We start from the raw sequence: 11,090 nt of genomic DNA, 5'->3' as shown, positions 1-11,090 counted from the left end.
AGTCGGACACCGCGGCACCGCGAGTCCGACACCGGGGCGCGAGTCGGACATCGGCGCGGGCGTGTCGGACACCGGGGCGCGAGTCGGACGCCAGATCGCGCGAGTTGGACGCCGGAGCGCGCCAGTCGGACACCGCGGATCGTGCTGCTTAGCGACCACCAGTACCCGCGCCGCCTCGCCTCGCGAGATCACCATCTCGGCACGCAGAGCCGCTGTCACCGCGGCTCCCGGTGCCGAGACGGTGATCGATGGGCTCAACCGGCGCCCGCGGCTCCGTCGCGCAGTGACACCTGCCCCACGATCGTCGAACCGGCACGGACAACCGCGACCACAGCGGCATCCTGCTCCGAAACCGTGATCGAGCACCCCAGCCTGGGCGGTCTACCCGGCCCCACGCTCTCGCCCCGATGACCACGGTTTCGGCATCGCGAGCGCGGCGGCGCACGGCGCAGCGGTGATTGTGGATGCGGGCCGGAGCCCACGCGCCGAACGCATGATCACCGGCTCGGCACGTCCAGCCGCGAACAGCGCGGCTGTGCGTGCCCGTACGACGATCAAGAGGCCGAGACGGGTCAGCAGTCCGCACGAGCCAGTGCAAGCCACTTGTTCTCGGATTCATCGATCTGGCCCGGAAACCTCGTCAGCCACGACTCTCGGACCGGTGCAGTGATGATGCGGTGGCGTGACACACCCCGAGGGGTGAGAACTATGCGCCGTCCCGTCCGACTCACGCGGCGCGCTACCCGACCGGCGCTGATCCCCGACCCGCGAGTTCCGCGATCCGACTCGCCTGTTGGTTCCAGGCAGCGGCGCCGCGGGTCCCCTGCCCGACTCGCGCGTCTCTCTGCCCGACTCGCGCCCAGGTCTCCGATCCACGTGTCCTGATTTCCGACTCGCAAGCCCGAGATGCCGGACTCGCGCGCCCGAGATGCCGGACTCGCGCCGGAGTGTCGGACTCGCGCGCCGGGGTGTCGGATTCGCGCGCCGAGGGTGTCGGGCTCGCGCGGCCGGGGTGTCGGCCTCGCACTCAAGATGTTGGACTCGGCCGCCGGGGTGTCGGACTCGCGCGCCGTGGTGTCCGACTTGCGCGCCGTGGTGTCGGACTCGCGCGTCCGTGGTGTCGGACTCGCGCGCCGTGGTGTCCGACTCGCGCGTCGGAAGTGGGGGACTCGCGGGCTCCGTCAGTCGATGGGTGGCGCCGGAGGCGCGAGCCTGGCGGGGCCGGTGCGCCGTGGGCCGGTGGGCATGATCGGTGGCTGTTGCCGTGGGGAGACCTCGTCGGGTAGAACGTCCAGGTGTCGCATTCGTGCCTCGTTCGACGGCTGACCGTCGACCTGTGCCGTTTGTGTTCCGTGAGCTGTCGGGGGCTCTGACGACACCGCCGCGGGCCGGACTCCCGGCCCGCCGACCGCATCGAGCGGTCCCCTCCCCTCCCCGCTCGTCGCCCCCGCAGTGTCCTGTTCGGACGTCAGGGGCGGTCGCGCCGGGGACCTCCCTCGTCCTGAGAGGACTGTCATGTCCACCCCAGCCCACGCCCCGCCCACGGGGCCCGCCGACCCCGCGGCGGTCGCGCCTGCGCAGCCACGCCGCCGACGGCCACCCGGTCGCCTCCGCGCACTGCTCCTGCCCCTGCTGTCCCTGGTCGTGTTCCTCGTCCTCTGGCAGCTCGCCGCCGCCAGCGGGCTGTGGAACGAGACCTTCGTGCCCTACCCGTCGACCGTCTGGCAGGCGTTCCTCGACGCCTCGACCACCCACGACGGCACCCGGGGCTACCAGGGCTACCTGCTCTGGGAGCACCTCTACATGACCCTGCGCCGGGTGCTCGCCGGCGTGGTCCTCGGCGTGGCCGCGGGCGTGGTGGTCGGCCTGGCGATGGGCACCGTGCCGTGGGTGCGCCGCGTCCTCGAGCCGTGGCTGACCTTCCTGCGCGCGTTGCCGCCGCTGGCGTACTTCTTCCTGCTGGTGATCTGGCTGGGCATCGACGAGGCTCCGAAGATCACGCTGCTCGCCCTGGCGGCGTTCCCGCCCGCCGCGGTGGCCACGACGGCCGCGGTCGCCGCCGCACCGGTCGGCCTCGTCGAGGCGGCCCGGGCCCTGGGCGCGTCCCGCAGCCAGGTGATCAGGGACGTCATCGTCCCGTCCGCGCTCCCCGAGACGTTCACCGGCATCCGGCTCGCGGTCGGCATCGCCTATTCGTCGGTGGTCGCCGCCGAGCTGTTCAACGGGATTCCCGGCATCGGCGGGATGGTCAAGGACGCCAGCAACTACAACAACACGCCGGTCGTGCTGGTGGGCATCGCCGCCATCGGCATCTCCGGTCTCGTGATCGACGGCCTGCTGCGGGCGGCCGAGCGACGCACCGTCCCGTGGAGGGGAAGAGCATGAGGATCCGATCCGCCCTGGTCGTGGCGCTGGCCGTACTCACCACGCTCGCGGGCTGCGCCGTCGGGCCCGCGGGCCAGGACTCGTCGAAGCCCACGGTCCGGCTGGCCTACCAGTCGTTCCCCAGTGGCGACCTGATCGTCAAGGAGAACCGCTGGCTCGAGGAAGCGCTACCGGACTGGAACGTCCAGTGGACCAAGTTCGACTCGGGCGCGGACATCAACACCGCGTTCATCGCCGGTGAGCTGGACTTCGGTGCGATCGGGTCCAGCCCGGTGGCGCGGGGGTTGTCCGCACCGTTGAACATCCCGTACCAGGTCGCCTTCGTGCTCGACGTCGCGGGCGACAACGAGGCCCTCGTCGCCCGCAACGAGTCCGGCGTGACCGACGTGGCGGGCCTGCGCGGCAAGCGGATCGCCACGGCGTTCGCCTCCACCGCGCACTACAGCCTGCTGGCCGCGCTCAACCAGGCGGGACTCGCGGCGGGCGACGTCCAGCTCGTCGACCTGCAGCCGCAGGCCTCGCTGGCCGCGTGGGAGCGCGGTGACGTCGACGCCGTCTACACCTGGCTGCCGACGCTCGACGAGCTGCGCAAGAGCGGCAAGACCCTGATCGCCAGCCGCGAGCTCGCCACCGCCGGCAAGCCGACCCTCGACCTCGGCGTCGTCTCGACGTCGTTCGCGCAGGAGCACTCGGATGTCGTGGACACCTGGCGCAAGGTCGAGGCGAGGGCGCTCGACGTCATCAAGAACGACCCGACCGCGGCCGCGGCGGCGATCGCGAAGCAGATCGGGATCACTCCGGAGCAGGCGGCGAACCAGCTCGAGCAGGGCGTGTACCTGACCCCGCAGGAGCTGACCTCGGCGGAGTGGCTGGGCTCGGACGGCGCTCCGGGCAACGTGGCGCAGAACCTGCAGAGCGCCGCACAGTTCCTCGCCGAGCAGGGGCAGATCCCGGCCGCGCCCGACCTGGGCACCTTCCAGAAGGGGCTGTACACGAAGGGGTTGCCGAATGTCCTCCAGAGCTGACCAGGAGATCGCCGAGGCGCTCGCGGTCGCGCCCGGGACCGAGGGGTCGATCGCGGCCGCCGGGGTCGGGCACTCCTACCCGGGCCGCAAGGAGCGGGTGCAGGCGCTCGGGCCGCTCGACCTGGAGGTCGCGCCGGGGGAGTTCCTGGTGCTCGTCGGGGCGTCGGGCTGCGGCAAGAGCACCCTGCTCCGGTTGATCGCGGGCTTCGAACGCCCGACCGACGGCACGCTCACGGTCTCCGGGCGCGAGCCCGAGCCGGGCAAGGGCGCCGGGGTGGTGTTCCAGCAGCCGCGGCTCTTCCCGTGGCGGTCCGTCGGCGGGAACGTCGACCTCGCGCTGAAGTACGCCGGGGTCGAGAAGGCGGACCGGGCCGTCGCCCGTGAGGGGCTGCTCGAGCGGGTCGGCCTCGGCGGCACGGCGGACCGGAAGATCTGGGAGATCTCCGGCGGTCAGCAGCAACGGGTCGCGATCGCGCGGGCGCTCGCCGCCCGCACGCCGCTGCTGCTGCTCGACGAGCCCTTCGCCGCGCTCGACGCGCTCACCCGCGAGCGGCTGCAGGAGGACGTCCGCACCGTGAGCCACGAGACCGGTCGGACCAGCGTCTTCGTCACGCACAGTGCGGACGAGGCGGTCTTCCTGGGCTCCCGGATCGTGGTGCTCACGGCCCGGCCGGGGCGGATCGCCCTGGACCTGCCGGTGGGCCTGCCGCGCACCGGCGTCGACCCCGACGAGCTGCGGGGCTCGCCGGAGTACGCCGAGCTGCGCGCGCAGGTCGGGCACGCGGTGAAGGAGTCCGCGGCGATACGGGCCTGAGCAGGCGGGTCCGTCACCTCCCCCGGGTGACGGATCCCCTCAGCCGCCTCCTTCGAGGTCCGAGAGCTCGATGAGGCCGTCTTCGAGCGCCCGCCTCACCATCTCGGACTTGCTCGACGCGGGGCGTCCCTGGGCGGCGTACTTCGCCCGCGCCCGGTCGATGTAGGTGTGGATCGTCGAGGGCGCCACGCCCATGGCCTCGGCGGCCATGCCCTTCGAGCGCGAGGTGAACCAGACGCGCAGCGCCGTGATCTCCTGGATCGACAGCACCGGCCGTCGCGGGTCGGTGTCGCTGGCGATCGCCCCGCCCAGCGTGGGCGGGGTGTAGGGCTGGCCCGCGGCGGCCGCGCGGACGGCGTCGATCAGGTGGTCCTCCGCCTCGGCCTTCGTCACGTAGGCGAGTGCGCCGACGTCGATGCAGCGCACGGCGATCGAGTTCTCGGTGAACTGGGTGTAGACCACGACCTTCCGACCCGCGTCGACGAGCCGCTGCAGCCCGTCCAGGTTCGGCCTGCCCGGAGCCAGCTGGAGGTCGAGGACGACGACGTCGGCGTCGGCACCCGGCCCGGGGTACAGCGCGACGTCGACCGTCTCCCCGTCGGCCAGGACGGCGATCGGGGGCGTGGTCTCGCCGAACCAGCTCGCGAGTCCGCGGCGGGCCACCCTGTGGTCGTCGATCACGACGACGGTGAGCTGCCGGTCCAGGTCGACTCGATCCACGTGCGCTCCTCACTGGTGACGACGGTGTGCCGGACATCGGGATGGGCGCGCAGCTCCGGGGCCCAGCTGCCGCCGTCGGCGACGACGCTGACGGACAGGGTCCCGTCGATCCCGATCACCGAGATCCTGGCGTGTCGACGGGCCGCGGTGAGCCCGGCCAACGCGCCGTCGACGAGTGCGGGCCGAACGTCGTCCGGCGGGGTGTCCCAGCGTCCGATCGGGTCGAACTCGACGAGCACCTCCCGGCGCTCGGCCACGTCGGCACCATGGCGGAGCTCGTGGAGCAACGGGTCCTCGACGAGATCGGAGTCGGCCAGGAACCGGCGCATGCGTGCGGCCTCCAGCGCGCTGGCCCGCCTGACGTGCGCGTCCCGAGGATCGAGGTGTCCCTCGGCCAGCCCGCGAAGCAGCCTCTCGACGCCGACGTCCAGCCGAGCGAGCCGTGCCTGCCGCGCGTCGTCGAGCCCGATCGCCACGGCCTCCGTCGTGCGGATCTCCGCCGCGCGCGCCGAGGCCTCCTCCGCCGCCACCGCGATCCGGCGGACGACCGACGAGGCGAGGCCGCAGGCGAGGGGGAAGCCCAGGGTCCCGACCCCGCCCGCGACGAGGTTGAGGAGGAGATCACTGTCCGTGCCCGGCAGGGACACCACCCGACCCGCGGTGATCGTGAAGTTGACGCCGAGGAACAGGGCGAGCTCGGGGAAGGGCCTGCCGAACAGGAGCACCACCCCGAGCCAGCCGCTGCTACCGAACGACCAGTCCGTCGAGGTCAGGAGGTACTCGGGGGCCAGGGTCCAGGTCGACAGGGCGGACGCGGTGAGCACGAGGAGCAGGGCCGGGAGCCGGGCGCGGTTCCAGTCGCGGCGGCGGACGATCAGGACGACCTCCGCGACGAGCACCGCGAGCAGCAGCCCGTAGGCCAGGAGCTGTGGCGCGAGCGGATGGTGGTCCCCCAGCTTGCGGGGGAGGCTGGCCGTGAGCAGCACCGCGCCCGCGATCGTGGCGACGGCGATCCGGAGGCCGGACAACAGTTCCTGGCTGGTGGACCGGACGGGCTCGCTCACGGGCGCCACTCGAGACGGACCGTCGTGCCTGCACCGGGAGCCGAGACGATCGTGGCGTCGCCCCCGACCGCCGCCATCCGGGCCGTGATCGACGCCCGCAGACCCCGCCGGGTCGGGGGGACCAGGCTCCGCTCGAAACCGCGGCCACGGTCGGCGATCTCGACGACGATCCCGTCGCCCGCCCGGTCGATGCGCAGCACCGCCGCGTCCACACCCGCGTGCCGGGCGACGTTGGTCAGCGCCTCGCCCGTCGCGTCGGCGACCGCCCGGACGACCTGTGGCGGCAGGAGGATCTCGGCCCGCTGGTCCACGTCGACCGACAGGCTCGCGCGCACGGTGACGTCGCGGAGCGCGCTCCCCAGGTCGCTCTGCTCGGTCCGGCTCCCGCTGCGGAACGCCTGGATCGTGTCGAGGTCGTGCCGGGCGCGTTCGCGGAGCAACGCGCGCGACTCGCCGACCTGCCCCATCGCGACCATCAGCAGCGTCGTCGCCGCGGTGTCGTGGAGGGAGTCGGAGATCTCCCGCTGCCCCAGGCGGACCTGCTCGGCCACCACCTGCTCCCGGCGCATCGTGTCGGCCTCGGCCACGGTGACGTCGGCGCGCTCCGCCGCCTTCGTGAGCAGGCTGAAGAGCAGCCGCGCGAGCATCGGCACGAGGTTCGACCAGACGATGGTCACCACGACGTCCGGCCCGATCGGCCGGCCCTGGACGACGGCCGTGGTGAGCACGGTCGTGGTGACGACCGCCAGACCGAGCGGGACGCCGACCTTCCAGCGGATGGAGTACTGGTAGCCGACGGCGGCGAACATGACGAACGGCCTGATCCACGAGCGGCTCTCCGCGAGCCAGGACGCCGAGGTCACCTGGGCGGTCAGCACCCCCAGGGCGCAGAGGACGACCGCGTCCAGCACGCCTGCGGCCGTGGCCGCACCCCGCTCGACCATGACCCCGTAGCCGACGCTCCAGACCACGAGTACGACGACGGCGACGATCGCCGCGAGCCTGACGGCCGGGCCGTCGGCGGAGAGGACGGCCACGACCGCGATCGGCAGGAGCGTGGTGGCGCGGATACCGATCGCGTAGCGCCTGCCGAGCCGCTCCACGCGCCGGGTGGCCTCGCCCTGCACCCCCACGCGTTCACCTCGGCCTCCGCCGGCCCCCCGCCGGGAGTCCAGAGTGTACACAGCGTGATCACCTCACTCCGTCGAGGAAATGTGGGTCGATCGCAGGACGCGATCATGCGACGCGCCGTCACATACTTCCGCCGGCGGTCGCCGCTGCAGACGGGCTGGAGGGGGGCCCGGCTCGCGGCTCGGCGACCGCCCCCAAGCCGCTCTCTTCTCGAGGAGTCGTTCGTGCGCGTCGCGCAAGTGGGATCGTCCGGCAGGCCGCAGGTCGTCCGGCTCGTCGTCCGTGTTCTCGTCCTCGCAGTCGTCAGTGGGGTCCTGTTGGGGGGCACCGCGGGGCAGGCGCTGGCCTACACCGCCGCGGACAGACGGGTGCAGACGACATACGCGCGGGAGACCGTCGGCATGACCTCGACGCAGTTCCTCAGCCGGAAAGCGGACTTCCAGAAGGCCGGTTGCCGCATCGACGGGTACTCCAACAACGGGTTCGCCTATCCAGGGTGCCGTAAGCCGTCGCCGTACGACGCGTTCGACTGGAGCGACGACGGCTGCAGCGGCCGCGAGGTCGCCGGAGTCTTCGGTCGGGTGGTCTCGAACGCCTACCGGGACGTGTTCAACGGTCCCTGTCAGCTCCACGACTTCGGTTACCGCAACTTCGGCGCGGGGCTGCAGCTCGGCCGCGACGAGACGACGAGGGCCTGGATCGACGATCGCTTCCGCACCGAGATGAACCGGGTCTGCGACACCAGGTACTCGGGCGCGCAACGGGTGGGGTGCCGGGTCAATGCCACGACCGTGTGGACCGTCGTGCGCAATGCGAGCAGCTGGAAGGGGCCCGCCGACACGGCTCCCGCCCCGCTGGACGAGCCGTCTGCGACCCCACCGGCCGCTGCCCCGAGCAGGCCGGTCTTCCCCGTGATGAACACGAGCGAGCAGCCGCCGGACGGTGTCTGGTTCCGCAACAGTGCCCGTGTCGCCGACACCGACAGGCTGACCGGGCACGGGATCTACGGCGGCGACCGGGTCCGGCTCGACTGCCACGTCTGGGGCGAGGCGGTGGGCCCGCACGGCAACCGGCTCTGGTACCGGGCGTCGAACGTGACTCGGCCGACCGTGGGCTCGCGGCCCAACGACGGCTTCGTCAACGCGCACTACGTGGACGACCGCACGACGGCGAACCAGGTGGCGGGCGGGGTTCCGGCGTGCTGAGCCGGTACTCAGTAGTTCTTCCCGTGGGTCGGGCACAGCCAGCCGTTCATGTTGCAGGCGTTCCGGCACTGCGTGGTGGCCGTGGTGCCGCGGCCCTTGCAGACCTCGCAGCGTGACATCCGGACGTTCTTTCGACACTTGGGGCAGTGACGGTCGGCGTGCATGAGGCGTGTTCTCCGTTGCTCGAGGCGGTGCCTTCGATCGTGCAGAGCATGTTCTAGCAACCCGCGCCGAATGCTCGCGTCGGTCGATCAACCCACAAATTCTGAGCGGTAACGAAAGCGTCAGGGGCGTCGACTGAGTCTGGCGTCCGGTCTTCTCCGAGAAAGGTATTCCTCATGTCCAGTGGTGCTGTCGGTTTTCTGTATCTCGTGTTCTTCGGAGGCATTCTTGTCTCCGGGTTCGTGTTGCGCGCCCGTGCGGGTATCGGCATCTGGCGCGGGATGAAGGTGTTCGGACCGGGGGGCTTCGGGATCGGGTGGACCGCCACCGCGGCGGTCTGCGCGGCGTTCTGGCCGATCACCCTCGTCGTCTGGTTGGTGCGCGGTATGCCGGAGCCGCGCGTCGTCTTCAACGAGAAGGCCCTGGAGCGGCGCCGCAGGTCGGAGGCCGAGGGATCGGGGGTCTGAACACGGATCTGCCTGATCGGCGGCGATGCTCGCGCTCTGATGTTCGGTGTCAGAATCGATCCATCACCGGCCACCGGCTCTCGACCCAGGGGGACCTGCCCACCGGGCGGACACCGTCAGAGCGCGCAGGCAGACGGTGTCGCGTGGGCCGCGTTCGGGTCCTGCGCGAGGTACTCGGTCAGCCGGCCGCCGTGTGCAGCGGCGATCCGGCATTCCGGGGCCCACCCGGAGACCGCGAAGAACGGTGTCCCCGCGGGCAGGAACCCGGTGTCGCCGTCCACCGGCGCGGGAGTCATCTGACCGGTCCTGTCGTTGAGCTCCCGGAAGGAACAGCGCGAGACACCGACGGCCGGTCCGAGGTCCTCGTCGGCGAGCACGCCCGGGCCTGCGACGTACTCGCGCCCACCCCATCGGAGGAAGTCCACGAAGTCGACCACGGTCCGGGACAGGACCTGCCCGGGCGGAGGCTCCATGGCGCACGGGGGAGCCGACTGCGGGACGGGCGCCGCCGACGTCGGAACCGGTGGTGCCGAGGAACTCCCTGTGCAACCCGACGACACGAACACCGCGACGGCGGCGGCACACAGTCGAGCGCTCACTCGGCGTGCGTTCGGGTGAGGCACCGGGCGAGTGTCTCGGACGTCCGGTGGATCCCGGGGCGCGGGGTGAAAGGCAGGGACGGCCGCGGGAGCCCCGCAGGTCGAATGCGCGACCCGTAGAGGGTGCCCCCGGCAGGACTCGAACCTGCGACCTAGAGATTAGAAGGCTCTTGCTCTATCCAGCTGAGCTACGAGGGCGTGGGGCCGGTGGCCGCCGCCGACGAGAGTAACGAATCACCGTCCGCGGCGGCTCCGGACGCGCCACGAACGAGGTCCACCCGGCCGTTCCCCGACGTCACCCGGTGGTTCGGCGGTGTCCGCCCGCACGTCCCGGAGTGGTGAGATCCATACTGGGCACATGGCACTGGGACTGCGCTCCGCGATCGGCTCCGACGTGGGCCGTCGGCGCACCGCGAACGAGGACTCCGGTGCGGCCGGGGACCGCCTGCTCGTCGTCGCCGACGGGATGGGCGGGCACGCACACGGCGAGCTCGCGAGCGCGCTCACGATCGGGGCGATGCTCGAGCTCGACGAGCGGCTGCCTGCCGACGCGAGCGGGTTGGACCTGCTCGCCGAGCTCCGCATCGCCGTGGACGACGCGTCGGCGCGGCTCGCCGAGCACGCCAAACGGGACCCGGACACCCAGGGCATGGGGACGACGGTCGTCGCCCTGCTGCTCGACGGGGACCGACTCGCCCTCGCCCACGTCGGGGACTCCCGCATCTACCGCTGCCGGGCGGGCGGGCTCGAGCAGCTCACCCACGACCACACGATGGTCCAACAGCTCGTCGACGAAGGTCAGATCACCCCGGAGGAGGCGCTCGTGCACCCGCGCCGCTCCGTGCTGATGCGCGCGCTGAGCACGGACCACCCCGTCGACGCCGACGTCGCCTACCTCGACCTCGTGCCGGGGGACCGCTACCTCCTCTGTTCCGACGGTGCGACCGCCGTCCTCCCCGACGCGGCGATCCTCGACCTGATGGCGGCGCCGACCTCCGCCGAGGTCGTCGTCGAGCAGCTGATCACGCTGTCCAACGACGGTGGGGGACCGGACAACATCACCTGCATCGTGGCCGACGTCGTCGAGCAGGAGTCCGCCGCTCCCCAGCCGGTCCGTCTCGTGGGCGCCGCTGCAGAGGTGCAGACCGGCTAACGCCGCCCGACGAGCCTGCGGAACCCCACCGGCAACGCCCGCCCCGGCCTGCGTGGCGTGCGCACCTCGGTGCTCGGCCACGCGGCTTCGGCGACCAGGTTCGCCGGATCGGGATCCACCACCGCGAACACCGCGCGGCTGTCCCCGAGCACGGCGAAGTCCGCTGCGGCGAGCATCCACCCCGGATGCTCGACGGCCGTGCGGCACGGCCAGCCCGCCAGCAGGTCCGCCCGGCGGGCCCCGCGGCGGAGCTCCGCAGGAGTCCGCCCCGGTGACGGCACCACCACGACGACACTGCCCGCGGGTCGCAACACGCGCCGCACCTCCGCGAACAGGGGATCGGGGCGGGCGATCCGGGGCAGCAC

Annotated in this window: 11 protein-coding genes and 1 tRNA gene; 6 read left to right on the top strand and 6 right to left on the bottom strand. The window is 72.1% G+C overall.

The window, feature by feature from the left end:
- The first annotated feature begins 1,515 nt into the window (after window positions 1-1,515).
- Genes H5J29_RS08855 through H5J29_RS08845 form a run of 3 tightly spaced genes read left to right on the top strand, consistent with a single transcriptional unit; the run spans window position 1,516 to window position 4,224 of the window.
- The gene (locus H5J29_RS08855; RefSeq protein WP_181780432.1) at window positions 1,516-2,385 is read left to right on the top strand and encodes an ABC transporter permease; all 870 of its coding nucleotides are present in this window, start codon (window positions 1,516-1,518) and stop codon (window positions 2,383-2,385) included.
- Window positions 2,382-3,410 carry a taurine ABC transporter substrate-binding protein gene (locus tag H5J29_RS08850; RefSeq protein WP_181780431.1) on the top strand — a complete coding sequence of 343 codons (1,029 nt, stop codon included), beginning with the start codon at window positions 2,382-2,384 and terminating at the stop codon, window positions 3,408-3,410. Before H5J29_RS08855 ends, H5J29_RS08850 begins: the two co-directional genes overlap by 4 nt.
- Window positions 3,394-4,224 carry an ABC transporter ATP-binding protein gene (locus H5J29_RS08845; RefSeq protein WP_181780430.1) on the top strand — a complete coding sequence of 277 codons (831 nt, stop codon included), beginning with the start codon at window positions 3,394-3,396 and terminating at the stop codon, window positions 4,222-4,224. The genes H5J29_RS08850 and H5J29_RS08845 overlap by 17 nt, the downstream gene beginning before the upstream one ends.
- A 39-nt stretch (window positions 4,225-4,263) precedes the next feature.
- On the opposite strand, the gene H5J29_RS08840 is transcribed toward H5J29_RS08845, so the two are convergent.
- The 3 genes from H5J29_RS08840 to H5J29_RS36165 are packed head-to-tail and all read right to left on the bottom strand — an operon-like array spanning window position 4,264 to window position 7,141.
- Window positions 4,264-4,944, bottom strand: coding sequence for a response regulator (locus H5J29_RS08840; RefSeq protein ID WP_312858123.1), 681 nt, complete (start codon window positions 4,942-4,944; stop codon window positions 4,264-4,266).
- Complete coding sequence (locus tag H5J29_RS08835; protein ID WP_181780429.1) at window positions 4,902-6,008, bottom strand: hypothetical protein; 1,107 nt, start codon at window positions 6,006-6,008, stop codon at window positions 4,902-4,904. The genes H5J29_RS08840 and H5J29_RS08835 overlap by 43 nt, the downstream gene beginning before the upstream one ends.
- The gene (locus H5J29_RS36165) at window positions 6,005-7,141 is read right to left on the bottom strand and encodes a sensor histidine kinase (RefSeq protein WP_181780428.1); all 1,137 of its coding nucleotides are present in this window, start codon (window positions 7,139-7,141) and stop codon (window positions 6,005-6,007) included. Before H5J29_RS36165 ends, H5J29_RS08835 begins: the two co-directional genes overlap by 4 nt.
- Before the next feature lie 222 nt (window positions 7,142-7,363).
- Here H5J29_RS36165 and H5J29_RS08825 point away from each other — a divergent pair, with 222 nt between their 5' ends.
- Window positions 7,364-8,344, top strand: a complete 981-nt coding sequence (locus tag H5J29_RS08825; protein ID WP_220187147.1) for a phospholipase A2 — start codon at window positions 7,364-7,366, stop codon at window positions 8,342-8,344.
- A 338-nt stretch (window positions 8,345-8,682) separates the two neighbouring features.
- On the top strand, window positions 8,683-8,973 hold the full coding sequence (locus H5J29_RS08820; protein ID WP_181780427.1) for a hypothetical protein: 291 nt from the start codon (window positions 8,683-8,685) through the stop codon (window positions 8,971-8,973).
- Window positions 8,974-9,089: 116 nt separating this feature from the next.
- Here H5J29_RS08820 and H5J29_RS08815 read toward each other — a convergent pair whose 3' ends face one another.
- The gene (locus H5J29_RS08815) at window positions 9,090-9,446 is read right to left on the bottom strand and encodes a hypothetical protein (RefSeq protein WP_181780426.1); all 357 of its coding nucleotides are present in this window, start codon (window positions 9,444-9,446) and stop codon (window positions 9,090-9,092) included.
- A 250-nt stretch (window positions 9,447-9,696) separates the two neighbouring features.
- Window positions 9,697-9,770: transfer RNA gene (locus H5J29_RS08810), tRNA-Arg, on the bottom strand.
- Between the two features lie 160 nt (window positions 9,771-9,930).
- Between H5J29_RS08810 and H5J29_RS08805 the strand changes: the two genes are divergently transcribed.
- Window positions 9,931-10,725 (top strand): PP2C family protein-serine/threonine phosphatase, encoded by a 795-nt coding sequence (locus H5J29_RS08805; protein ID WP_181780425.1) that lies wholly within the window; start codon window positions 9,931-9,933, stop codon window positions 10,723-10,725.
- On the opposite strand, the gene H5J29_RS08800 is transcribed toward H5J29_RS08805, so the two are convergent.
- Window positions 10,722-11,090: hypothetical protein (locus H5J29_RS08800; protein WP_220187146.1), on the bottom strand; the 369-nt coding region annotated here is incomplete at its 5' end. The two genes, H5J29_RS08805 and H5J29_RS08800, sit on opposite strands and share 4 nt — an antisense overlap.

The organism is Pseudonocardia pini, from assembly GCF_013870575.1.
In the GTDB taxonomy this organism is placed as follows: domain Bacteria; phylum Actinomycetota; class Actinomycetes; order Mycobacteriales; family Pseudonocardiaceae; genus Pseudonocardia; species Pseudonocardia pini.
Note: the sequence above shows the minus strand (reverse complement) of the source record. Positions and strands in the feature narration are given on the sequence as shown.